Annotated in this window: 18 protein-coding genes; 2 read left to right on the forward strand and 16 right to left on the reverse strand. The window is 61.0% G+C overall.

The annotated features are described in order from the left end of the window. Positions 1–27: 27 nt before the first annotated feature. The 15 genes from EJ576_RS06120 to EJ576_RS06190 form a co-directional block, all read right to left on the reverse strand. On the reverse strand, positions 28–1749 hold the full coding sequence (locus EJ576_RS06120; RefSeq protein WP_126569807.1) for a ShlB/FhaC/HecB family hemolysin secretion/activation protein: 1722 nt from the start codon (positions 1747–1749) through the stop codon (positions 28–30). A 366-nt stretch (positions 1750–2115) separates the two neighbouring features. Beyond that, entirely contained in the window at positions 2116–2598 is a 483-nt protein-coding gene (gene pgaD / locus EJ576_RS06125; protein ID WP_068937701.1) for a poly-beta-1,6-N-acetyl-D-glucosamine biosynthesis protein PgaD, read from the reverse strand. 2 nt (positions 2599–2600) lie between these two features. Next, positions 2601–3941, reverse strand: coding sequence for a poly-beta-1,6-N-acetyl-D-glucosamine synthase (pgaC, locus tag EJ576_RS06130; RefSeq protein WP_028615232.1), 1341 nt, complete (start codon positions 3939–3941; stop codon positions 2601–2603). Positions 3942–3943: 2 nt separating this feature from the next. Beyond that, complete coding sequence (pgaB, locus tag EJ576_RS06135; RefSeq protein ID WP_126569809.1) at positions 3944–5941, reverse strand: poly-beta-1,6-N-acetyl-D-glucosamine N-deacetylase PgaB; 1998 nt, start codon at positions 5939–5941, stop codon at positions 3944–3946. Between the two features lie 12 nt (positions 5942–5953). Beyond that, on the reverse strand, positions 5954–8434 hold the full coding sequence (gene pgaA, locus EJ576_RS06140; RefSeq protein WP_123475425.1) for a poly-beta-1,6 N-acetyl-D-glucosamine export porin PgaA: 2481 nt from the start codon (positions 8432–8434) through the stop codon (positions 5954–5956). Between the two features lie 300 nt (positions 8435–8734). Then, entirely contained in the window at positions 8735–10231 is a 1497-nt protein-coding gene (locus EJ576_RS06145; RefSeq protein WP_123475427.1) for a YdgA family protein, read from the reverse strand. A gap of 146 nt (positions 10232–10377) precedes the next feature. Then, complete coding sequence (locus EJ576_RS06150) at positions 10378–11010, reverse strand: hypothetical protein (RefSeq protein WP_028615228.1); 633 nt, start codon at positions 11008–11010, stop codon at positions 10378–10380. An 81-nt stretch (positions 11011–11091) separates the two neighbouring features. Further along, positions 11092–12534: an efflux transporter outer membrane subunit gene (locus tag EJ576_RS06155; RefSeq protein WP_122730212.1), complete on the reverse strand. Its 1443-nt coding sequence runs from the start codon at positions 12532–12534 to the stop codon at positions 11092–11094. Beyond that, positions 12531–13421 carry an efflux RND transporter periplasmic adaptor subunit gene (locus tag EJ576_RS06160; RefSeq protein WP_028615226.1) on the reverse strand — a complete coding sequence of 297 codons (891 nt, stop codon included), beginning with the start codon at positions 13419–13421 and terminating at the stop codon, positions 12531–12533. The genes EJ576_RS06155 and EJ576_RS06160 overlap by 4 nt, the downstream gene beginning before the upstream one ends. After that, on the reverse strand, positions 13418–13627 hold the full coding sequence (locus EJ576_RS06165; protein WP_010214247.1) for a DUF1656 domain-containing protein: 210 nt from the start codon (positions 13625–13627) through the stop codon (positions 13418–13420). Before EJ576_RS06165 ends, EJ576_RS06160 begins: the two co-directional genes overlap by 4 nt. After that, complete coding sequence (locus tag EJ576_RS06170) at positions 13624–15702, reverse strand: FUSC family protein (protein WP_122730208.1); 2079 nt, start codon at positions 15700–15702, stop codon at positions 13624–13626. The genes EJ576_RS06165 and EJ576_RS06170 overlap by 4 nt, the downstream gene beginning before the upstream one ends. Next, positions 15699–16109 (reverse strand): MarR family winged helix-turn-helix transcriptional regulator, encoded by a 411-nt coding sequence (locus EJ576_RS06175; RefSeq protein WP_028615224.1) that lies wholly within the window; start codon positions 16107–16109, stop codon positions 15699–15701. The genes EJ576_RS06170 and EJ576_RS06175 overlap by 4 nt, the downstream gene beginning before the upstream one ends. 337 nt (positions 16110–16446) lie before the next feature. Continuing rightward, positions 16447–17919, reverse strand: coding sequence for a Fic family protein (locus EJ576_RS06180; protein ID WP_126569810.1), 1473 nt, complete (start codon positions 17917–17919; stop codon positions 16447–16449). A gap of 99 nt (positions 17920–18018) precedes the next feature. Next, positions 18019–18264 carry a DUF2789 domain-containing protein gene (locus tag EJ576_RS06185; RefSeq protein ID WP_126569812.1) on the reverse strand — a complete coding sequence of 82 codons (246 nt, stop codon included), beginning with the start codon at positions 18262–18264 and terminating at the stop codon, positions 18019–18021. Positions 18265–18297: 33 nt separating this feature from the next. Continuing rightward, the gene (locus EJ576_RS06190) at positions 18298–19902 is read right to left on the reverse strand and encodes a glycosyltransferase family 39 protein (RefSeq protein ID WP_126569814.1); all 1605 of its coding nucleotides are present in this window, start codon (positions 19900–19902) and stop codon (positions 18298–18300) included. A gap of 168 nt (positions 19903–20070) precedes the next feature. Here EJ576_RS06190 and EJ576_RS06195 point away from each other — a divergent pair, with 168 nt between their 5' ends. Beyond that, complete coding sequence (locus EJ576_RS06195) at positions 20071–22239, forward strand: outer membrane assembly lipoprotein YfiO (RefSeq protein WP_126569815.1); 2169 nt, start codon at positions 20071–20073, stop codon at positions 22237–22239. 17 nt (positions 22240–22256) lie between these two features. After that, on the forward strand, positions 22257–22940 hold the full coding sequence (locus EJ576_RS06200) for a DUF3142 domain-containing protein (RefSeq protein WP_371923934.1): 684 nt from the start codon (positions 22257–22259) through the stop codon (positions 22938–22940). A gap of 64 nt (positions 22941–23004) precedes the next feature. Here EJ576_RS06200 and EJ576_RS06205 read toward each other — a convergent pair whose 3' ends face one another. Beyond that, positions 23005–25458: a TonB-dependent siderophore receptor gene (locus EJ576_RS06205; protein ID WP_126569819.1), complete on the reverse strand. Its 2454-nt coding sequence runs from the start codon at positions 25456–25458 to the stop codon at positions 23005–23007. Between the last annotated feature and the right edge of the window lie 60 nt (positions 25459–25518).

Genomic DNA, 25518 nt, shown 5'->3' on the forward strand with positions numbered 1-25518 from the left:
AGATTCTCGTTGCTGCGGGGCGTTTAATTACAGGAAGAAATCCATACGGAAGTAGATCGGCGCTTCGCGCTCGCTCATCACTGCCGGGCGTTCCAAAGAATGCGCAAAGGTCACGCTGGTGCTCAGGTTCTTGCCGCGGGCGAACAGCTCCAGGGAGTTACTCGACACCCGGCCGTGTACACCGCCGTTATAGCGATCATTACTGATCACCCCTTGGTCGTAGCCGACGCTGGCGCCGTATTCAGCAAAAGCCGGGCGCAACCAGTCGACGGTCACCGCACGGGCCCAGCGCACTTCGTTGCGCCAGTAGCCGCCGCTATCGCCAATCAACTGCTGATCCTTGAAACCACGCACCGAGGCCGAACCACCCAGGCTCATGCGCTGCGGGCTGAACAGAATGTCTTCACTGCGTTGGCCGGTGGCCAGGCTGGAAAAACTGAACGACTCGCCCCACAAGGCGAACGGTTGCAGGTAGCTGACGGTGGCGGTGTATTTGCGGTAGCGCGCATTGGGTTGGCGATTACCGAACGGGTCGCGCTCATCTTGAGATTGCGCGTCGAACAAGCCGATGCCGTTCTGCATGCCCAGGTCGACGTTGACGAACGCATTGCCGATACGCCGCCCGTGGTTGATGCCCAGTTGCAATTCGCTGAGGCGGTTGCTGCTTGGCTTTGTACGGGTGTCGAGGATGTAGTTGTTGGTGCGCAGGTGCGCAAGGCCCACGTTCACCGATGTCTTGCTCACGTCGTCACGGTGGATCACCCGCTCAGCGCGCAGTTGGTGGTTCTGGTTGTCGCCGTTCTGTTTGAATTTGAAGTCGTCGACCCTGCCATAGGTGCGGTAGTCGCTCTCGCTGTAGGTGTAGCTGAAGTTCCACCAGCCCCACGGCACGTTGTAGTAGAGCATGCTGTTTTTTGAAGTTTTCTGGTGGTCACTCACGGCGTCGTGGCCGCCACGCAGTACCAGTTGATCGGCCAGGCCCAGCGGGCTGTCCCACTCTAGGCCGGCTCCCCACTGCTGCTCGCCGGTACTTTTCTGCCCATCGTTATTGCGTGACAGGCTGGCGCGCCAGGGCTTTTGCGGGGTGTTCTTGACCACCACTTCACTGCCGCCGATCTGCGTGCCGGGGGTCAGCTCCATCTGAGCCTGCTTGGAGGGTAACCGGTTGAGTTGGTCCACCAGTTGCTCGACTTCACGCAGGTTGAGCGCCTCGCCAACCTTGCCGGGAAAGGCCATCGCCAGCTCACGGTCGGTAACGGTACTGCCTTGTGCGCCTTTCAAGCCTTCGAGCTTGCCTTCCACCACCAACACTTGGAGGTGACCGCTGGAGAGGTCTTGCTGCGGCAGATAGGCACGGCTGGTAACGCGGCCTTTTTCGATGTAGTAGTCGGTAATGACCCTGAGCAGTTCATTGAGCTGCGACACGCCCAGGCATTGGCCCGTGTAGGGTTTGAGCAGGCGTGCGCGGTCGTCGGCAGACAGGCTGTCAGCGCCCTTGAGTTCGATGTCTTTGATCGGGAAGCAACGTGTGTCGGTAGGCGTCGCCGGGGCCTGGGGCCTGGATTCTTTACCGGGCAGGTCCTTGAGTTCTTCGAGACGCCGGCGCTGCTCTTCAAGCAGGCGGTTCTGCCGATCGCGGATCAGGTCCTGATCCCCGGGCGTGGGGGCGGCCATGGCACTGTTCAGGCCCAAATAAGCGAGCATGAAAGTGCATAGCAGTAACCGAGTCCGTGGCAATAACAAAGACATATTCGATCCATCGAAAATCAAGGGGCGGCAAACTAACACCTAACTTCCAACAACTCAAAAAGCTGAGCTAGTTGGACATTAGTACTAATTAGTCATGCAACATGTTGATTTATAACAACTAAAAATTACCAAAGAGAAAAGCTGACTGGCCATGGGATTTTTATTCCGACAGGCGGCAGCACTCTTGATAGCGATTCATCGGAGAACTTGAAGATTGCCATTACTTGGCCATCAACTTCTTGCCGAGTTAGGTTAGTATCGGAAAAAGCAGAAAAGTTCGCGGCATTTTTGTGAATTGGATCCCATTTGTCGGGATTAAACCAAATCGTTCCCACCTTGCATGGGAACGATCCTCCAGCGTTCGCCTTAACTGGCGTCTTTGCTCTGATCCTTGGCCGGCACCAGGGTCAGCCCCGGCTTCTCGACATCGCGGGAGACATGGGACTTCACTTCCGCCACACCACCCTCCTCGTCGTTATGGATCACCAGCACCCCAGGCTTACGCAACTGCTCCAGATCCCCTTCAGCCAGGCTGAAACTCTCGCTCAGGTTCTGGTCGGTCAACGCCTTGGCCTCGGCGCGACGCTGGGCGAACTTGCGGCCCCGGCGCTGCTGGTAGCGCGCCCAGCTGATCAGGATCACAGCGTTGAACAGCGCAATCCACAGGTAGATCTGCAGGGTGTTGAGCGCGGCAAAAATCGGCGCATCGATACGCGGACCATCATGGGTCTCCAGCATCGAACTGATCCCACGTGCCAGCAACCAAATCAGGCCGGCCCAGGCCATCAGGGTCAACAACACGTCGATGATCCACATCACCGTACGTTGGCGAGTTCTGACCAATTTCATGATCACGCCTCCTCTTCAGTAGGTTTGATGCCGCGATCGGGACTGACCCAGCGCGCACGCTTCTGATGCTGGTTGAACAGCACCTTGGGAAAACTGACCAGGGTGGTGAACAAACTGACCAGCCAGAACACCATCGGGTACCACACGGTCCAGAACAGGGTTTTCCACAGGTCCTTCTCGTAGCGGCGGTCGATGATGATGCTCACGGCGAACTGCAACAGGCACACCATGGCCAATACCAAGCCGGTAAACGCCGGCGGCATCAGGGAGTCGACCGCGATCGCTTGCGGCAGCGGGATGAATTTACCCACGCCCCAGAAGATCACCGACAACAGAAAGGTGAACGCCCAACCGGTGGACAGGCAGTATTCGAACAACAGCGGCCACAGGTAGCGATGACGCCATTGCCAGATGCCACGGATATTCTTGAACAGCACCTCAGCACCACCCTGGGCCCAGCGCAGGCGTTGTTTCCACAGGCCGCCGACGGTTTCGGGCATCAGAATCCAGCACAGGGCGCGGGGCTCGTAGAAGATGCTCCAGTGATCAAGCTGCAGCTTCCAACTGACATCGATGTCCTCGGTGATCATGTCGGTGCTCCAGTAGTCGATGCGGTCCAGCGCCTTTTTACGGAACGCGACCACCACACCCGATACCGTGAAGATCCGCCCGAACACCCGTTGCGTGCGCTTGATCAAACCGATGATCGAAGAGAATTCGCCGACCTGCACGCGGCCGATCAAGGTCGAGCGCGTACGGATGCGCGGGTTGCCGGTCACTGCGCCAAGGCGCGGGTTATCCAGCATCGGCGCCACCATATAGGCTGCCGCGTTTTTATCCAGCAACGCGTCGCCGTCGATGCACACCAAGTACTCGCTACGCGCCGCCACGGCCCCCATGCGCAAGGCCACTGCCTTGCCCTGGTTCTGCGCCAAGTGCAGCACACGCAGGCGCGGGTTCTCCAGCGCCAGGGCGTCGAGTACCGCGGCGGTGTTGTCCTTGGAGCCGTCATTCACCGCGATCACTTCGATGTTCGGGTACAACTGACCCAGTGCCGCATGGATGGTATCGGCGGCGTTATCCCCTTCGTTGTAGCAAGGGATGATGATCGAGATCAGCGGGTTGCCGGCCAAGGTAGGCGCCGGTGTGTCCTCTTCCCACGGCCAATGGCGCTCCCAGTGCAGCCAGAAATACAGGCCGCCTGCGATCCACAACGCCGACATGAACAGCGGGTAGAAAAACACGAAGTCCATCAGGAACTGCCCGGTGACCAGGAAGATCAGGCCCAGGGGCACACCCAATACCAATGCCAGCACGAATAAAGCCAAGAGTCTGTCGAACATGGTCAAGGGTTCCATTGGTTGGAAATGGCCGGACGCACCGTCTTCAGGTCCGGGGAGTTTTCCAGGAAGTTGTCCGGGTAGTAGCCAAAACTCGTGACACCCTGGCGCTTGAGTACACCCATCCATTCAGCCATCTGTTTGGCGTCGATGTCCGGGGCGGCCTTGGTGCGCCAGTCTTTGGCTTGCAGTTCGAACACCGTGCGTTCCATGGCGCCGGGGCGCGCCTTGATCGTGGCGACCAGCTTCTCCAGCCAGGCGTTGGAGTTGCTGTACTCCTGGCCTTCCATCAGCGGCATGGCCATGGGCGCTGTCCAGTCGTAGGTCTGCAGGAAATCATCCAGGTTCTGCGCAAACCAGGCTTCGCTGCCGGGGTTGAGCATCGGCTCGGCGAAGATATTGCGCGCGGTCTGTATCTGCGGCCCACCGATGGCGCGGACCTTGGCGGTCAGCTCCTTGGTGAAGTCGATCAGGTAGCGGCTCTTGAAACGGGTCCAGCGTTGCATCACGGCCGGATCGGCACGCAGCGCCTCAATGGTGTTCGGCAGGCCAGCAGCGGCATAGGCCTTCAGCGCGGCCGGGCTGGCATCTTCGAAATCGTTGAACACCGCATCGTCGTGGTACAGCACACCGTCGATCGCGTTGTTGCGCGCCAGGTCCTCGTAGATCTCACCGATGATCTTGCGCACCTGCGGGTCAAACGGCGACAGGCGTTTGTACTGGTCTGGATCGAGGCCGACCTTGCCAGTTTCCGGGTCCCAGCGCGTTACGCGTGGCAGCTTGGGGTCGAGGGCAAAACTGAGTACCGGCATCCAGGCGTACACCGCAGCATGGGCACGGGTGTGCAACTGCCAGGAGACGCGGTTGAACAGGTCGGCGCGTACCGGCAAGTGGCGGTTGGGGAAGTACACCGAATGCACCAGGCCATCACCCTTGGGATCGGCGAAGGCCTGCAGGAACACGGTGCCGGCGCCCATGTCCACCACGCGCTGTACCAACTGGTCGAGGTTGCGTGCCTGTTGAGCCGGGTCCGGGTCGTAGACGTTATCCAGGTCCACATGTAACACGCGCATCGGCGCCTTGGTTTGTACCGCGACCATGCTGTTGGCGAAATGCTCGCCGTCCGGGTCGGAGGCCACCAGGAAGCGTGGGCTGTTCATCAGGTCACTGGAGCTGTCGAGGCCATCTTCCAGGGTCAGGGCCATCTGGTAGCCCTGCTCGCCAATGATCGCCAGCGAGGTGCCTTTGGCGGCACCGTAAGGCCATACCCACACCCGCGGTTTCTTGCCGGTGACCTTTTGGATCTTGTTGGAGATCGCAGCAACGTCAGCACGCATCCGCGCATCGAACTGCGCCTGGCTTTCATAACGGCCAGTGGCCGGATCAAAACGCAGCGAGGTCGCCGCCGGCTCCAGGTTGCCCTGGGGGTTGGCCAGGATGCCTTTGTGGTTGTTGTCGGTGTGCGCAGCGATTTCCACCAGGCCCGATTGAGACACTTCGCGGATCTGCTGCCAGGTGAGGAACTCGCCACGCGGCCGTGGCTGGCCAGCGAAGTCGACTGGCTGGTTCATCGGCGTGTCGATCCAATAGCCCACCGGCGCCAGCAATGCTGGCCAACGGTAGGCACGCAGGATCGGCATTACGCGGGTATAGAAGCTGGAATAGCCATCGTCGAAACTGAGCATGATCGCTTTAGGCGGCAACTCAGGCCCACCGTTGCGAGCCGCCAGGATCTGATCGACGCTGACCGCCTTGTAGCCGTTCTCGCGCAGCCAGGCCAACTGTTCGATCAAACGCTCGGTGCGCACCGCCACCACCGCCTGATCGGGGTCGCGATCCTCGACGTCGTGGTAGGCAATGCCCAGGAAATGGTTTTTCGGCCACGGCGCTTCGTTGGCCGGTGTCGGCCGCTCGGCGGGTGGAGTGAAAGGCGCGGGTTGCTGGGCACAGGCACTGGCCAGCATTACGCCCAGAATCAACAAGCAACGGCTGAGGACGGTCATGGTCAGGCTCTTCTAGAAACGGTAAGTGAGGTCGACGAGCAGACGCAGATCGCGTTCGCGATCGCCGTCGTAAGGTCGGCTGATCAGGCTCAGGTTGGCGCCGGCTTCCAGGACATCGTTCCAGCGATAGCGTTGGCCGTAGCCCACCAGCCCGATGCCACCCGTGGAATAATCCTGCTGGCTATACGTACCCGCACCGACCTGGAACTGCTGACTCCACTGGGTCTCGTAGCGGTGATAGAGCACATGGTTGATGTTGAGGACAGGCAACACGGTGAAGTCTGACTTCGGGTTGAAGTAGACCGTGTCTTCCTTGCTGTTGCGGCTGGCGCCGACTTCCAGGCCCAGGTCCACTTGCACTTTCGGCGAGCTGTAAAGGCCTTCGCGGCCGCTGAGCAAGGCCTCGAAACGATCGTTGCCGTCACTGAAATGGGAGGGGCTGAGGGTCAGCTTCCACTCGCGGCTTTCATTGGCGCGCCAGCGGATGAAACCGCTGCCACCGTTGGCCGTAATTCCGTCATTCAATGCCCGCAATGGCGTGGTGGACAGGAGGTAGCCGAGGCTACCGCCGTATTGCCAGTTGTCGTTGATGTCGCGGGCAATCGACACAGCAGCGCCTTGTTTGGAGCCATCGCCGTAGGAGTGGTTGGAAACCTCGGCTTCAATAGTCATGTCGCGAGTCCGCCGCTCTACGCCGACCACTTGCCAACGGTGATGGCCGGTACCTTCCTCAAAGTCGGCGGTGGCATAACCGGCACCGGCGAACAGGCGCCAGTCTTCGTCGATAGGCGGCGTGTAGATACGGCTTTCAATGCCCCAGTCACGGCTACCCGAGACGGCACCGGCGTCGCCGTTGTTGCCGCCGCCGAAGCTTTTGCCGGTGTAGGCCTCGACTCGCAGCTCGGCCATATCATGTACATCGCGTAGGCGTTTGAGGCGCTGCACCTGCCGGTTGTCGGGGTTACGGGCGACCACGTCGTCGGTGAGGATGTCGAGTTGACGCCACTCCTGCAGGTCCAGGGCCGTGAAGCCTTGGGACATCTCCAGGCCGATGTCACGCGGGCTTTGCGCTTCGGTTTCCTTGAGCGATTGCTCGGCGCGCCGTGGCCAGTCGCGGGCGCGGTACATCTCGGCTTGCGCCAGGCGCAGGCCGATGCTGCCAGGCGCCTTGCCGACCAGTTCTTCCAGGGCCTTTTCGCTGGACGGCAGGTCGGAACCATAGGTGCCGGCCTGAGCGGCCAATTGCTGGGCGTCCATCCACTCGTCGTTGGGGTTGCCGATGGGCAATCCCTTGAGTTCAACCCGCGGTTTCTGGCTGTCGGCCAAGTTCTTGGCGACCGCCCGCGCTTCATCCACCTGGTCGTTTTCGAGCAAGGCGTAGAACAAGGCGGTGCTGTCTTCAACGCGGTCGCCCGCGTCCGCATCGGGAGCGCTCAGCGCTTGGCGATACAACGGCGCAGCCTTTTCCGGCAGGCGCTGGTCGAGGTAGGACGCGGCTACCCAACGCACCGCATAGGTGGGCAACTGCACACCTTCGGCCTGGAGGGTTTGGTACTCGCGGATCACGTCGGCAGTGCGCGCCCGTGCCTTGAGCGCACCCAGGCGGTCGATGCGCCAACGCACCACGTCGTCTTTGGCCGTGGGGTCCGGGGTCCAACGGGCAAGGAGCTGGTCGTACCCCTGCAAGGCGCGATCAGCGATGACATAACGCTCTTTCTCGGTACGCGTGGCGAACTCGGCCATGCGCACGCGCTCAGCGGCCAGGTCACCTTCGAGGCGACGCTGGGTCACCGGATCGACAAGACCAGGGCGCTGAGCCGACAGGCGCAACGCAGGCTCGGGCAGACGTGCTTTTTGCAAGGCGACAACGTATTCGCGAGCCACTTCCGGCTTGTCACCGGCGCGGGTAAACGCCTGGTCGAATTCAAACAGCGCGTCGTACTGCAAGCCCGCGCGGGTCAGCGCATAACCCAGTGCCATTCGACGATTCGGATCATCCGGTTTGGCGGCCACCAGCGCGCGAGCGCGTTGCACCGCTTCGCTGGCTTTGCCGCCGTCAGCCTGGGTAAGGGCCAGGCCCAGTTGCAGGTCGACATTGTTCGGCTCACGCAGCAGCGCCTTGCGGTAAACCGCCTCGGCCTGTGCCCACTGCTTCTGATTGCGATAAGTCCGCGCGACTGTAGCCAGCGCCTGGGCGGTCAAGTTGCGATTCTGTCCCTGTGCCTCGTACACCTTGAGCACTTCGGCGTCCTGGCCGGCCCAACCGGCGATCACCAGGTGATCGCTGATCTGGCCTGGCGTCTGGCGCTCGGCAGGCAATTGGCGCAACTGAGTCAGGGCGGGTGTGAAGTTGCCATTGCGCGCCTGGATGATCAGGGCGTCATAGGCCGGGTCGGCCATGGCGAAGGTGGGCATCAGCAACTGGCTGCACAAGGTTACCCCGATGAGCAGCCGTAACCGGCCTGAGGCACTGAGTGGGAGTGTTCGCAGCATATCGTGAGCTTCCTTACACACGGAAAGCTGTAACGATAGGTGGTCCTGAGCGGTTTGCATCAGGGTGTCGGCGTCTCGTGACCCGACCTAGCTTTCCTGTATGAACTATCCCCGACACCTGTATGAAAAAGGACAATTCATAACAATTGTTCAGAATTGCCCTACGAATCTGAAAAACCAATGGGGGAGCGGAGTTGCCTGCAATGAAGGGTGGCTAATCGACATGAACGCCGACCTTTTGACCCTTATCACGGACAACCCCGCTCCCCCATTAATTATTTCTGGGCGATGGCGAAATCTTTACTGCGCGCCGCCAACCGCACCGACTTTGGACATCACGAAACCGATGAATTGCTCGACGGTCATTTTCTGGCCATTGAAGGTCACTTCATTGTTGGCGTAATGCAGCTTGGACACCACGTCGCTGCCGACCAGGGTTGCCAGCTGTGTGCCTACCGCCATACCGCTGACCATTTCGCTGGCCATCTGGGATTGCTGCTCGATGGCTTTAGGGTCGGTCACGCCACCGACCTGCGCTTGCAGAGCGGCAACGTCGGCGATCATCGGCTTGGACAGGGTCAGGTTGGCGTCCAGCAGCGCAACCATCTGCTTGCCCAGTTCAACCGGCGGCAGTTCCATGGACGTAGGCTTGGCCAGGTCTACCACCAGGTTGAACTTGCTTTCACCGTGGGTGGTTTTCAGGGACAGGTTTTCCAATGCCAGGTGCGGCTTGGCGGCGAGCAATTGGTTGACATTGGCTTCGGCCAGGGCTTGCTCGGCTTCGGTCAGTTGCAGCTCAGGCACCGGTTGACCGGCGGCGGCAGCGGCTTGCACCGGCTGCATCTTGTCCTGATACAGCTTGGTCAGCACCAGGCCCGACGGCACGTCGATGTTTTTCAAGCTCACGGCCATGGCGGCAGAGCCGACCGGTTTGCCCTGATAGCCGATCTCGTCGATCTTGTAGTCGACGCGGCCGGACATGTTGTTGTCTTTGACTTCGCTGGTGTCTTTCTGCTCAAAGCCCTTGAGGGTCATCACCGCTTTCTGCGGGCCGAACGTGAGCTTGGTATCGGTCAGCTCAACGGTGTTCTGCCCGGTGTAGAAGCCGAAGGTGGATTTTTCCAGGTTGCTGGCCACGGTCAGGCCAGCGAACTCGGCGTTGAACGGCGCGCCATTGGCATCGACTACGTCCAGCTTGAGGCTGTTCATGTAGCCATCCACCTTGACCTTCTTGCCCTCGGCGGTGCTGTCAAAGTCCAGGTTCAGACCCGAGAAGTTCACCGAGGAGGTCTCGTCCTTGAACTCCAACGGCAGCAATTCGAGGTTGCCGGTGACCGAACGGCTGTAGCCGATATTGGCCACGCCTTTGAGCGGCGACACGTCTTTGGCAGCGGCGAACCATTTTTCGGTAGTGGCGTTCTTTTCCAGTTCGAAATGACTGGTGGCCATGACCGGCAGCCACTTCAGCGACACCAGACGCGAGAAGGGCAGCGGACCGTGTTCGATATGATCGACAAACAGCAGCTCGGGGTTCGGGTTCTGCTCGCCGAAGAACGAGCCTTGCCCCTTGAGGCGGTAGTGCGCGGTGCTGCTGAACAGGCCACGGTCCAGGGACACCAGCTCCAAGTTAACGGTACCGTCGACACCGGCCATGGAACGTTGCAGTTCCTTGTTGGCGTCCTGCACCGCCGTTTGCAGCACGGGCTCAAGTTGCTTACCGGTGTACCAGGCACCGCCTGCACTGACGACGCCGACGGCGACAACGAAACCCAAAAGAACAACGGCTGGCTTATTCATGAAGTGACCTGATCAAATCCTGTGAGAAGTGGGCTGTCTTCCTTGAACCCCGAGGGGATTGGCTCAAGCCCGCCGAAAACGGGGGAAGATTAGCACTGGCGGCCGCGAACGGCCCAGCTTTTCAGAGGGATCAGTTCGGTACTAGTTCACGAATACTCCAGTTCAATTTCATCCAACTGGTGGTCGAAACTCTTCAGGCGCGCCGTCCAGGTGTACACCAGCACCTCAAACTCGCGGTGTATCACGGCATTGCCAGGGGTGTCGGCCTTGGGGTCGCAGAAGTCCAGTTGATAGCGCTCGCGCGCCATTTGCGTGGCCACGTCGGACAATTCCCGCGCGTTATTCAGCCAGTGCCTACCGTCCGCGACCTGTTGATCGAGGGCCACGCACTGTTTCTTCAGGACTTCGAGGCTTTTTTCCAGGGGCGTGCCAGTCAGGTCGCCCATGACTTCCTGGAAGGTGCGCCCCGGTTGCCAGTAGCTGCCCCAGAAGTAGCGGTCGAACACGGTCTCGACCCGGCGCAACGCGACCTTGGTGTCCCAGATCGCCACGCGGGTCTTGCCTTGTTCGAGGAGTTTTTTCTTCACCCGTTGATTCTGGTAGGAGGCCCACGCCACGACGCCGATGGACAGGGTGCCGATCACCAGGCAGGCGCTGTCCAGAAACACCATCGCCTTGTCGAGTTGGTGAGCCAGCATGACGCCGTAGAAATAGGTAGCCGACAACAACACCAGTGCAAAACACACGCACCAGAAAGCGGGAGCATAAGGGTTTTTCATTATTGGAATCCCCATGAGCAAACGCGAACGTTGACCGGCGGGCCATCACGGGAGCCCGCCAGTCAAAGCATAGCTATTTGCTCAGGGTTTGCTGGCCGGCGCGGGTTGCGTTCGTCCGCTTTCCCAGCCGCCGCCCAAGGCCAGGAACAGATCGATCTGGCTCATGGCAACTTGGGTGTTGGCCGCTGCCAGTTGCGCTCGCACATCGGTATAGGTGCGGGTGGCTTGCAGGTCGGCAAGGAACGATGCGCGGCCAGCCTGGAAGAAGCGATGGGTCTGCCCTGCCGCTTCCTTGGCCGACTCGCCGGCTTCGGCCAACGCGTCGCGGCGTTGCAGTTGCGCGGTGTACTGCGCAAGGCCGGTCTGGGTTTCACGGATGGCGTTGAGCACCACCCCGTCAAAGTGCGCCAGGGCGCCTTGGGTGGCGGCCTCGGCCTCGTGGACGCGCGCGCGGGCGCCGTTGGTCGGGACAGTCCAACTGATCATCGGGCCAAAGCCCCAACGGTTGGTCGCAGGCTGACCAAGGTTTTCGAGCAGGCCAACGGTGCCCACCGTGGCGCCGATGCTGATATCCGGGTAAAGCGCGCCAGTGGCCACGCCGATACGCGCGGTGGCAGCGGCCAGTTGACGTTCGGCCTGGCGCACATCGGGACGGCGCTTGAGCAGCGTGGCGCCGTCGCCTACCGGCAACAGCTGGGCGATATGGGGCAATTCGGCGCAGGTGCCGGTGCCCCCGGGCAGTTGGTCCACCGGCTTGGCCAGCAACATCGACAGGCGGAACAAACCGGCCTGGCGCGCCGCTTCGTAGCGCGGCATGTCGGCGCGCAAGGATTTGTATTGGGTTTGCGAGCGCGTCACCTGGGTTTCATCACCGCGCCCGGCGTCGCGCAAGCGCTGGGTCAACTGGGTGCTTTGGGCTTGCAGGTTTAGGGACTCGTTGGCAATCGCCAATTCTTCGTTCGCTGCACACACTTGGGTGTAGGAGCGCACGACATCGGCCACCAGGGTGATGCGCGCGATATCGGCAGCGGCCTGGGCTGCGTCGGCAGTGGCCTGGGCGCTTTCGATGCCACGTTGCAAGGTGCCGAACAGATCGAACTGATACGAGGTGGTAATACCCACGCTGCCGATGTTACCCACCGGGACTTTGTCGGCCAGCAAAAACGCTTCGCCGGACTCTTGCAGGCGCTGGGCCTCCGCCTTGGCGCCGAGGCTCCAGCCGCCTGCGGATTCAGCTTGTTGGGTCTGATAACGCGCACGCTGCAAGTTCGCAGCCGCCACGCGCAAGTCAGTGTTCGACGCCATGGCCTGGCGCACCAGCTCATCCAGGCGCGGGTCTTTGTACAACTTCCACCAGTCGGCCGGTACCGGCGTCGACACCACGTTGTTGCCCTCACCGGCGATTTGCCCTTGCAGGTCGCCACGATTGACCGCGGCTTTATCCGGCAGCGAGTAATCCGGGCCCACCGCCTGGCAGGCCGACAGCAACACACCCAGCGCGGCGGTGGCCAACAGCTGCTTCATGGCTGGTCTCCGTCTTTAACCTTATCGCCGATGATCGAGACGGTGGCCGTACGCCCGGCGATCATGCGGAAGTCCGCCGGCACATCATCAAAGGCGATGCGCACCGGAATCCGCTGGGCCAGGCGCACCCAGCTGAACGCCGGATTGACGTTGGGCAACAGGTTGGAGCCACTGCTGCGGTCGCGGTCTTCGATACCGGCAACGATGCTTTGCACATGGCCGCGCAGGCGGGCGTTGTCACCGATCACACGGATGTCCACCGCCATGCCGACGTGGATGCCGTCGAGCTTGGTCTCTTCGAAATAACCATCGATATGGAAGGAATTGCTGTCCACCACCGACAACACCGGACGCCCGGCGGTGACGAATTCCTGGGTGCGCGGCGCGCGGTCGTTGACGTAACCGTCCACGGGGCTGCGGATCACCGAGCGGTCGAGGTTGAGCTGGGCGGAATCCACCGTCACCTGGGCTTCGGCCAGGGCCGACTGGGCACGGGCGACGCGGGACTGGCTTTCTTCCAGTTGCTCGCTGGGCACCAGGTTGCCGAGGCCGCGGTTACGCTTGTACTCGCGCTGGGCCTGGGCCAGGGTTTCCTGGCGGTCGGCCACGGCGGCCTGGGCTTGGCGCAGGGCCAGCTTGAAGCGGTCCTGGTCGACGGCGAAGAGCACTTGGCCCTTGGTCACCAGCTGGTTGTCGTGCACGTCCACACGCTGGATCAAACCGGACACGTCCGGAGCAATCTGCACGATGTCGGCACGGATGTGGCCGTCACGGGTCCAGGGGGCAAACATGTAGTACATGACCATGCGCCACACCACGACGACCGCAAACGTCACGATCAACAACGTGAGGACTACACGGCCGATGGTCAAAAAAGGTTTTTTCATGTCATCAGGTATCGACTGAGTGAGTCCACCGCGCCCAGCAACAGCGCGTAGAGCCCCACATTGAACAATGCCCGGTGCCAGACCAGGCGATAGAAGTGGAGCCGGGTCAACAACCCGTGCACCACCAGGAACAACACGTACGTAATGCCCATCAGCACCAGCAGCGTGGGCAGGAACACCCCGCTGATATCCAGATCACCGATCATAAAGGCGCTCCATCAGGCAGCGGCGCTTCCATCTCGGTGCCGCCAATAAATTCCACGCCCGGCAGCAGGGACAGGCGCAAGCCCGCCAGCGCATGCAAAAGATGCAGGCGGGTGTCGTCTTCGTCTTGCAGGCCTTGGCCGTTGAGGGCGCGGCGCGTGCGGTCCAGGGTCATCAGCAGACCGCTCGGCGCAGGCAAGCGTTCACCGGCCTTGAGGCACGCCTTGAAGTAACCGCCCACGCCCTCGACGACTTGGTTAAGCAGCACCCGTGGCACACCGAGGATGCGCGGCGAGTACGCCAGCAAATCGAGCAGGTTCAGCGCCACGCGCAAATCGCGCAGGGCGGTGCCGGTGTCCTGGTTGATCAGGGCCAGGCGCGGCAGGTGCTGCATCAGGCGGTCGAGCATTTGCGCGGCCATGTGCCGGTGTTCGGCCAGGGTCGCGGGCTCGGTGAGGCTGACGATGTCGCGCCAGCTGAAACGGGTCAGGCGCTTGGCCGCCAGTTCGGCGCCGAAGGGCCGCGCGATCAGCGTCCACACAAAGGCGAACAGCAACCCCACCGGCCCCGCCAGGTTGACGTTGGCGAAGTTGAGGAAGTCGGCGTCATAAGCGCCCTGGATGCTGATGAACGACGAGGTGTTCACCAACGTCAGCAGCATGCCCAAGTAAAAACGCGGCTGCACGGTGAGGGTACCGATGCAGATAAACGGCACGGCAAACGCCAGCACCAGCATCGGGAAGTCGTGCAGGTTGGGCAGCACCAAAAACAGGTAAAGACTGGCGAACAGCACCGACATGGCGGTCCAGAAAAAGAACCGGTAGATCTGCGGCGCCGGATCGTCCATCGAGGCAAAGAAGCTGCAGGCGACGGCGGCCAGGATCACCGCGCTGCCGCCGTCGGTCCAACCGAGCAGGATCCACAGCACCGAGGCAACGATGATTGCGGTGACGGTGGAGAACGCCGAGTAGAACATCAGGCCACGGTCGAGGAACGGCGTGAGCCGGCCCAGGCGCCAATGGCGGTAGACGGCGCGCCAGGTGTCCTGGCTTTCGCACTGGATGGCGGCTTGCAGGCTGCGGCAGTCTTGCCACAGGTCGATCCACTCTGCGAGACGGTAGAGCGCGTTGGAGAACAGCAACGTGTGCCGGTCGTCCAGCGCTTCGCCCTGGGGTTGAGCGGCGTCGACCTTGTCGCGCAGCACGCGCCAGCGTTCCAGGGGCGCTTGCTCGGTGGTGCTTTCCAGCCAGGCGTTGGCTTCTTCCAACAAAGGCTTGAGCTGATCAAGAAACTCCGGTGCGCGATGCTCGATGGCGTACACGGCATCATCCAGCGCATCGATGACCGGCAACAGGTGAATCATGCGCCCGCGCAGCTCCTTGGTATTGCGCACCGTCTGCGGCCGCGCGCCTTCGTGGGGCAACTGGCCAATCATCAATTCCAGGGTGTTGAAGGTGGCGACCATGCCGCCGCGCAAGGTGCTGATTTCTTCAGGCTCAACTTGGCGCGTCAGAAAGCGTTGGCTGTAGACCTGAGCATCGGCAAACCACTTGGCCACCGAGCCATCGAACACCGGCATCAGGCGGCGCGGCCAGAACATCGCGCCCACCACCGCTGCGACGGCGATGCCGAGGAAGATTTCTTCGGTGCGCGCCTCGGCCACATCCCACACCGCCAGCGGGTTATCTACAACAGGCAAGGCGATCAGCGGCAAGGTGTACCCGGCCAGCATCAACGCGTAGTTATTGGCGGTGCGCAGGTGCATGGACAGAAACAACAACGTGCCCGTCCACAAGGCAATCACCACCACCAGCATGTAGGGCGATTGCACGAACATCGGCACAAACAGCACCGCCGCTGCCGCGCCCATGAAGGTGCCGATGGCGCGGTACAGCGCTTTGGAACTGGTAGGGCCGACAAACGGGCTGGAGACGATATACACCGTGGCCATCGCCCAGTACGGACGCGGCATTTGCATGAGCATGGCGATATACAACGCGATCATCGACGCCGCGAAGGTACGTACCCCGTAGAACCAATCACGGGCAGGCGGGAAACCGGTAAAAAATCCGTTCAAAGCGACGCCGCCTCGAAGGCGCGCAGTACACGCAGCGCGGCTTCCATATCACCTGGGGTCATGTCTGCCAGCACTTCCTTGCGCAGGCGCACCAATTGCACTTCCACCGCTTGCACCAGCTCGCGGCCGCGCTCGGTCAGGCTCAAGGCCTTGGCGCGACGGTCATGCACGTCTTCGGTGCGGCACACATAACCGTCGGTGCACAGGCGATCGAGCAAGCGCACCAGCGACGGGCTTTCCATCCCCGACGCCTGGGCGACTTTGACCTGATGCACACCATCGCCCAAGCGGCCGATCATCAACAGCGGCACGGCGCAGGCTTCGGAAATGCCATAGCTCACCAGCGTGGTCTGGCAGATTTTGCGCCAGTTACGGGCGCCCACCACCATGCTGCTGCTGAGGTTCATCTGGAGTTGTTCGAGGGATTGAGGCACTGGATAGTTCGCATACAGTTAGTTTGCTAACTATCAATATGGTGGATGGATCAAAATGCGTCAAGTTTTGAAACAATTTAGCGGATGGGTGGTGGTAGGGCTAAGTAAAGCGGGTTTGGGGGCGGATGCAGCATTTTCTGACGATGCAAAATGCCTGCGAGGTTGTCGTCCAGTCGAGATAGAGGCCGACTGGCACTTCGCAATCGCAAGCAGCCAGCTCCCACAGTTCGATCAATTTAGGTTTCAGGACTGCTGTTCGCCTGGGCGTCCAGGCGGTGTTGGATTTCGCCCAACATTTCCAAGCGCCCTATTACTCCCCGATTAACCTCTGGGTCTCCTCCTCGATAAACTCAAACACCTCCTCCGCCACGCTGTACTGAAACTGCTTGCGCCGATGCTTCGAAACCTTGCCCTCGTTATCCAGGCACATCATCACCAGCTTCGACAGATCACTGCCGCGCACGTCATAACGCTGGTTCACGGCCTTGATCACGCGGTCGTAGCGGTCGAGAAATTCGGTTTCTTCACGCAGTTCCACTTCCAATGCGCGTCGAGCCATTTGCAGGGTGAATTCGACACAGCGGGTGGCGTCCCAGTAGCGGTAAATCGACGGGTGGCCGATGAACTCGAAGGCCATTTCATCGCCATCCAGCCAAGTCACGCTCCAGAATTCCCGCGTGGGTTGGGAGAACGCCTTGAGCGCCTCCAGATAGGCCGCCTCTTCGTGCTTCATCGCAACGGAAACAGGCAGCAGCAGCCCGTTCTCCAGCGCGCCGTAGTGGCAGAGTGTTTGGTGGATCAGGAAGCGAGACAGGCGCCCATTACCGTCCATGAATGGATGCAGGAACACAAAGCCGAAAGCAGTGACGGCAGCCGCCACCAATGGATCAACCTCTCTCACAGGCTGGTTGGCGAACGCCATCAATTCTTCCATCAGGTCCTGACAGAGCGCCGCAGCAGGTGGTACATAGCTGACACCCGCTGCACCACGCAGGCCGTTGTGCAGGTGGTTTTGTTCATGGCGGAATGCGACGGCTTTGTCGAACGGGTTGGAGACGGTGCTGTTTTGCAGCTCGACCAAGTAGTCCTCTGTCAGCAGCCGCCCTTCGTGAGCCTGGCGTAAAAGCTGGACAAAGCGTCGGGATTTTTCTTCACTGGGCTGTTCTTTTTCGATAGCAAATGAATCGCGGGTTTCGTGGAGATAGGCCCCCTGGATCGCGCGGTCCATCATTTCTGGAGGCAGGGTTGCCATGAAAGATCTGGCGCGACCCAACACATCAAGCGCCAACAACGTCTCTAACTCAGGCGTTCTCTCCACAGTCGCGCAGTAATGCAGAGAGCCCAGGCCATTAAAATCAATTCGCCAACGACTGTTGCGGATGCTTGGGCCAGTCACATAGCGCTCGGGATCAAACAAGGCAACAACACGCCCCCGAACAGGTAGTGCGTAATCAAGCGCGCGCCCGGTAAATCCTTCCCACAAATAACAGGCTTTACGGATAAAGGCGCCATGGGGGGATTCCGCCAAACCCGCCAAAAATGGCTCCGGACCAAGACGTTCAAAAACCTGGGCAAGTATGGCGAGATTCACACCCTCATGCTTGAGTGCGAACAGCACGTGCTCAAACAGGGCATGTTGCGCAGGTGCGACGGCATGCGGAACCGCCAGGCAGTTGCCGATCAAGGTGATTCTGGTCACGGGTTTAATCATCGCGACGCGGTGAGGCGGGATGACCTTTAAATCCAGCGATTCGCAGAGATGGGCATATCCGACTGTCGCCAAGGTGAGCTTCCCCAGAAAAAATTCACTTGAGCGATTAAAGCCCAGTTTTTTTACCTCTCACCATTTTTTTTACATTATCGTGTTTCAGCAAAGTTTTTTTTACACCCCTCGCCCACCCCGCAACATCAAATTCAGCTCATCCACCACTTCAGCCCAATCCGCATCCTCCAGAATCTCCTCGCGCAAAAACGCCTTCTGGCTGTCCGTCCAGAAAAACGCATCCGCCAGTTTCAACTCCGGCTTGAGCGGCGAATGCACCGCCACAAATTTCTCGATATTCACCGGCTCATCCGGCAAACCCAGCTGTTTGAACAGTGACTGCAAGCTATGCACGGGCGATTCCATGGCGGGCTCCTGATAGAAAAGTGTCAACCCAGTCTAGCGGCAGCCCTCGGGTTGTGCCGACGGTACGTTGCACAGCACGAACAATCGCGCCCGCGCGCCGCCGCCATCCTGGCGACTGAGTTCGCGCCAGCCTTCGGGGAGCGGGGCGAAATCGTCGGGGGCTTCGTTGCTACTGATCAGCCACACGCGGCGGGTCTCGGCGGGCAGTGCCGAAAGGTGGTCGAGGTAGATGCGCCCGCCATCCTGGTCTACCAGGGTGCCGAAGCCATAGGCATTCGGCCGGGTGGGCGTGCCGTCGGGTTTGGGCGGGGTGTAGAGCTGCAACTGGGCGTCGGTCTGGTCGTAATACACGTAGCTGAGGTACCACATCATGTCGCTGAGGACGATGCGGTCGTCTTCCTGATAGTTGCGGTTGACGAACTCCACCGGCACGTTGAATTGGTCGTGTTCGTCCACGGTGAAGTTGTTCTTCAAGCCCACCAGTTCCACACCGACAAACAGCACGAACAGTGCTGCCCCCAGCAATGAAAACCGTGATGGCAGGCGATCGATGGCCATCGCCAGCAGGATCGGCAAGCCCAGGGCGTACACCGTCAGGTAACGCTCGATAAACACTGGGGAAATAAACGACACCCCGTAGACCAACAGCAGTGGCAACAGGAAAAACAGCGCCAACAGGCCGGCCGGCCGATAGCGGTCGCGGTCGCGCCAAGCGGTGGCAACGACGACAGCCACCAGCAGCAACGGGAACAGCCAGAACAGCGGCGACCAGAAACCGACACCTTCATCCTGCAGTACGAATTGCCAGATCATCGACGGCAGGGAGAACAGGCTGACCGGCTCTTCCCAGCCAATATCACCGCCCACCTTGAGCTGTTCGACATGCTGCACCAAGTCCAGCAGATTCGGCAGCCAAGGCAGGTACAACAGCACAATCGTGGCGTTGGCCACCCACCAGGCCGGGCGCGTGATCAGGCGTTGGTCGCGCGGCATCGTGACACTCAGCATGCCCAGGTAAGCCCAATGCACCAACACGCATAGCGCAGTGAAGTAATGGGTGTAGAAACCGGCCGTCATCAATACGACATACACCGCCAGATACCGCGTGCGCTCAGGTTGGCGTACCCAGTAAACCAGCGCCAGCGTGGCGCCCAGCAGCCACACACCCAGCAGCGAATACATGCGCACTTCCTGGCTGTAGCGCACCGCCGTCGGCAACAGCGCCAGCAGTATCCCCGCCAGCACCGCCGCACGGCGGGTGGACAGTTGCCGCGTCAGCCAGATGCCCAAGCCCACGACGACCACGCCGGGAATGGCACTCATGCCGCGAATCGACCAGATGCTGTCGCCGAACAGTTCGATCCAGCCGCGCAGCAGGAAAAAATACAACGGCGGGTGCACGTCGTGTGCCGCGTGGAACCACAGGTCGCCCAGGGCGTATTCGCTGAGCAGCAGGCTAGAGGCCTCGTCGCCCCAAATCGCCGCCGATGTCAGGTTGTAAAAACGCAGGGCCATGGCCAGCGTCAGGATCGGCACCCACCAGAGACGGCTGATCCAGCCAGCACCTTCCCAACTGAGGCGATTGAGCGCGGGTAACGTCCCGACCTTTTCGTTTTGCTCTACCACAGACCGACGCACCTCGATTCCCCCGATTACCCAAGCGCAAACACCGCCACTCTAGGACAAAAGATCCAGGCTGGCTGCTGGAATCGGACAAATCAGTAATTTGTGCAGGGCTTCTCCGAAGCAACCGTAGGAACACGCTATTATTGCCCCCCTCCAAGGACTCAGGATCAAGGACACGTCATGCGCATCGGTTTTCTGTCACCCCTGGCACTGGCACTGCTTGCCGGCATCACCCAACAGGCCCAGGCCAGCTCTGACGACTCGTGTTACCCCGATTGGCGCGTCTCGCGTGACAGCCTCGATTCCTGCAGTAACCTGCCCTTCCTCAGCCCCGGCAACGACAGTCGCGTCAACCTGCGCCTGCTGCTGGCGGACAAACAGGCCGAACCGCTCACGCCCAATGCTCTGAGCGAAGATGATCTGTCCCAGGGCTTCGGCCCGGTGCCGTTCCCGGTCTATCGCCTGGCGCCTATCCCCGCGACAAACGATGAGCCCGACAACAAGCCGGACAATTCACGCACCGCCGAACTCGACACCCTGCTCAAGCCCCTGGGCATCCAGCGCGACGAGTACAAGACCGCAGGCGAAGCGTTCCTGACTGGCGAGGGCAGCCGTTGCCGCAGCAACGATGATGACAGCGCCACGGCGTTCATCAGCCAGGTGATCAAGGCCGACATGCCGGCTGCTGAGCGTGAGCTGCTGATAAAAGCGCGTCTGCAACTGCTCACAGCCTGTTCGTGGGAAGGCCAGGTGGTGGACGCCCAGCAGATCCAGTCCAACGACGGCCAACTGTTCCGTACCTACCTGCAAGCCGCCGCCGACTTCTACAGCGGTCGCTTCGGTGACGCTGAGCGCGGTTTTGCCGCCGCCAGCGCCAGCCACGTGCCTTGGCTGAAGGAAACCGCGCTGTATATGACTGCGCGCACGTCTTTGAACCAGGCCCAGGCCGAAGCCTTTGACGAATACGGCATGCCGCAGCTCGAGCATGTGGATAAGTCCGCCCTGAGCCATGCCGAGGAAGGCTTTCTCGGTTACCTGAAAACTTACCCACAGGGCGACTACCTGGCCTCCGCCCGTGGCCTGTTGCGCCGTGTTTATTGGTTGGCAGGTGACAACACCAAGCTCGCCGAGGCCTTCGGCTGGGCAATGACCGAGGCAACGGACGCGCAGCGCAATGTGTCGGTGGATGATCTGGTGGAGGAAGCCGACCTCAAGCTGTTGATGGTCAATAGCGAAACCGTCAGCACGCCGATGATCCAGTTTGTCAGCGACCTGATGGTGATGCGCGGTGGCAACCAGCCCGCCCTCTCCCGCACCGACCTGGAGAAGCAGAAAGCTGCGTTTTCCAGCGCGCCGGAGCTGTATGACTACTTGCTCGCGGTGTCTGCGCTGTATACCGAGCATCAGCCAGACGCCGCGCTGAAACAACTGCCCCAGAGCGTGCCGTCGAGCCTGAATTACTTTGCCTTCAGCCAACAAACCCTGCGTGCCCTGGCCCTGGAAGCCAAGCAAGATTGGAAAGGCGCCGAAGCGCTCTGGCTGCAACTGCTGCCGCTGGCGAAGTTGCCGTTGCAACGCGATCAGCTTGAGCTGGCGTTGGCCATGAACTACGAACGCAGCGGCCAGTTGGCCAAGGTGTTTGCCGCCGACTCGCCGATCAGCGCCAAGCAGGTACGTTACATCCTGCTGCGCAACGTCGCCGGTCCCGAGTTGCTGCGCCAGCAGATCGCCCAGGCCAGCGATCCGCTGGAACGCCAGACTGCGCAATTCGTGCTGCTCTACAAAGACCTGCTGCGCGGTCAGTACGCCACCTTCGCCGACGACCTCAAGCAGCTGCCAGCCTCCGCCCCGGAAGACAAACTGGGCACCAGCCTGGGCTACGTCTACAGCGCCAGCCAGACCTTGAAGCTGTTCCAGTGGAGCGGCGACAAAGCCGAGTCCGGCTACGCCTGTCCGAGCATCACGCAAATCGCCGCGACCTTGCAGAGCGATGCCAAACACCCACAGGGCCTGAACTGCCTGGGTGAGTTCATCCTGCGTAACGGCCTGGACGGCATGCCACTGGAACAGGCGCGCGCCGCCGGCAGCCTGGGCAGCAGTGCATCGGACTTCAAGGGTGAAACCTTCTCGCGCCTGGACGGCTACAAACAGGTGATCGGCAACGCCAAGGCACCCAAGAATGACAAGGCCTACGCCCTGTTCCGCGCCATCAACTGCTACGGGCCCTCGGGCTACAACAGTTGCGGCGGCGTCGATGTGGAACCGGCCGTGCGCAAGGCCTGGTTCCGCCAGCTGAAAACCAGCTACGCCGACACCCAGTGGGGCAAATCGCTGCAGTACTACTGGTGAAGCACCTGTGGCTGGGCTTGCTGTTGCTGGCAAGCCCGGCCTTCGGCGCCGTCGACGCCCGTGACTATGACGCCTTCTGGCTGTGGAGCGGGGTTACACCACAGCCGGTGCTCAAGCAGGCGAAAACCCTGTACATCCTCCAGGGCCAGATCAACTCCACGCGCCGCGCGCCCCAGCGCGGCGTGCAGATGATTGCCCAAGGCATCAGCGTGCCGCGCCTTACCGAAGGCGACATCTGGATCGTCTACCGCGCCCACACCCTGCACTGGCCCAAGCAGGTCTACCGCCAACTGTTCGGCCAGGTGCAACGCTGGCGCGACGCAGGCAATCCGGTGGTAGGCATTCAGATCGACTTCGACGCCCGCACTCAGTACCTGCATGAATACGCCGACTTCCTGCGCGACCTGCGCCAGCGCCTGCCCGCCGACCTGCGCCTGAGCATCACCGGCTTGATGGACTGGAGCAGCAACGCTGATCCGGCTGCCATCGCTCAACTCAAAGGGGTGGTGGATGAAGTGGTGGTGCAAACGTATCAGGGGCGGCACAGCATCCCGGATTACGCGGCGTATTTGCCGCGGATGAACCGGTTGGGGTTGCCGTTCAAGATTGGCTTGATTCAGGCCGGGGAGTGGGAAGAGCCGGAGTATCTGAAGGACAGCGAGTGGTTTCGAGGCTATGTGGTGTTTTTGCAAAACCCTTGATGCACGCAATCTGTAGGAACCGGCAAGGACTAGGCGTCCCCCCGGCTCCTACAGGTTATGGTTGTTACCAGTCGTAGGTCAGGCTCGACACCACCGTGCGCCCTTCGCCGTAATAGCAATCCAGGTTACTGGTGCACTGCGACACGTAGGTCTTGTTGGTGAGGTTCTGCACGTTCATCGCCAGTTTCACGCCCTTGAGTTTCAACGGCGATCGACTCAGGTCATAGCTCACGCTGGCGTCGTAGACGCTGTAGGAAGGCACGGAAAAGGCGCCTTCGTAGTAGTCACCCAGGCTCTGGCGAGCGTAACGCACGCCCAGGCCCGCGCCGAGACCGGCCAGCGGTGTGTCGCCGAGCACGCTGTAGTTGACCCACATCGACGCGGTGAGCGGCGAGATGCCGGCCGGGTGGCGACCCTCGCGGCCATCGTTGTCCTTGGTGTATTTGATGTCGTTGCGCGAAGCCGACGCGACGATATCCCAGGCATCGCTGAGGACGGCCTTGGCTTCCACTTCCACGCCGCGTGAACGCATGGCACCGCTTTGGGTGCTGAAGGTGGTGTCGACCGGGTTGGTGGTGAGCACATTTTCCTGGTCCAGTTGGTAGACCGAGACCTGCACGAAACTCTTCTGCCCAGGCGGTTGGTACTTCACACCGACTTCGTATTGGTTGCCGGTGGACGGCTCGAATGGCTTCTGGTTGGCGTCAGTGCCGGCCAGTGGCAGGAAGGACTCCGTGTAGCTGACAAACGGCGCCAGGCCGTTATCAAACAGGTACACCAGGCCCGCACGGCCCGTGAAGGCCTGGTCTTTGCTGGCGAAGCGGGTGTCGGTCAGGGGCTCTTTATTGACGACGTTAGCCCAGTCGTAGCGCCCGCCCAGTACCAGCGCCCATTTGTCCCACTTGATCTGGTCCTGCACGTACAGGCCGGTCTGGGTGATGGTGCGGTCCCAGCGGTACGGTTGGCCGAAATTCAGGCGCTGGCCGTAGACCGGCTTGAACAGGTCGATGATCGGCGGGTTGCGGTCGTACAAGCCGTGGAACAGCGAATTGGAATGGTAGTAGTCCAGGCCGAAGATCATCGTATGAGAGAAGGCACCGGTATCAAATTCCGCCTGGGCAATGCTGTCCACGCCAAACACTTTGTTGTTCTGCGCCCAGTCCACACCGAAGCGTTGCAGGTAGCGTTGATCCTGTACGCCAGTGGCCGGGTTGGCGACGAAACGGTAGCCGTGCAACGGCGCGGTGTAGCGGTCGTCGACCTCGGCATAACGTGCGTTTTGCTTGAGGGTCCATGTGTCATTCAGGCGATGGGAAATCTCGTAACCCAGTGCGTATTGCTCGCGGTTGTACTGGTTGACGCCAGGCTCGCCGATGAACAGGTCGCGCTTGATCTTGCCATTGGGGTTTGCCCACAGCGTGCCGGACGCCGGTAAACCCTGGGCTTCGGGCACGCCTTTGTCTTTCTGGTACTGCGCGAACACCGTCACGCTGGTGTCATCGTTCGGCCGCCAGGTGAGGCTCGGCGCGATGAACTGGCGTTTGTTTTCGACGTAGTTGATTTCGTCCTGGCCGTCATTGGCCAGGCCGGTCAGGCGATACAGAAATTGTCCTTGCTCATCCAGTGGACCGCTCAGGTCGATGGCCGCGCTTTTGTGCTCGTAGGTGCCCGCTTCCAGTACCACTTGGTGGATCGGCGTTTCGCTGGGGCGCTTGCTGACCATGTTGACGATGCCGCCGGGCTGGTTCTGCCCGTACAGCACGGAGGCCGGGCCCTTGAGCACTTCGATGCGTTCCAGGGAATACGGCTCGATCTGCAACGCGCCGCCGGTACTGCCGCCGCCATAAGGCAAGTGCAGACCGTCGAGGTACAGGGGCGTAGGCGAGAAGCCGCGAGAGGTCGGCTCATCGAACAGCTTCACCCGATCGGCGAAACCACCCGCGCTCATGCCCGGGGTGTAGAGCAACGCCTGGGTCACGCTTTGCGCGCCGCGCGCCTTGATCTCGGCGGCGGTGATCACGTTGATGGTCTGGGGAATTTCCACCAGTGCCGAATCGGTCTTGCTGCCCGATGCACTGCGCGTGGCGACAATACCGTCCACCGGCCCCCAGGCATTTTCCTGGGTTTGCTGGCCGCTGATCTGGGTGGCGCCCAGTTGCAAAGGCCCGCCGTTGGAAGCCGCCTGCAACGACCAACCGCCCTGGGATTGCATCGCCATTAGGCCGCTGCCCGCCAGCAGCCGCTCCAGACCCGATCCGACCCCATAGCGCCCTTGCAGGCCCGCACTGCGCTTGCCTTCGGTCAGCGTCGCGTCAACCGACAGCAAAATGCCCGACGCGCTGGCAAAGCGGTTCAGTGCCTGGTCGAGGCTACCGGCCGGGATGTTGTAGCTGCGCAGCGCCTCGGTACTTTCTTCGGCATGGACCAGCGTCGGCACCATCGGCACCGTCGCCAACAGGCTGACAAACAAGCCACGGCGCAGGGCGCGGGCGAAGGGTTGGATTGGGTGGTGCGGCATTGCAGGACTCCCCGTGAGATCGCTTCTTGAATGGCTTTCAAGAGGTATCCCGAACGGGAC

Origin of the sequence: Pseudomonas sp. C 49-2, from assembly GCF_003970195.1 — a bacterium.
GTDB lineage: Bacteria > Pseudomonadota > Gammaproteobacteria > Pseudomonadales > Pseudomonadaceae > Aquipseudomonas > Aquipseudomonas canadensis.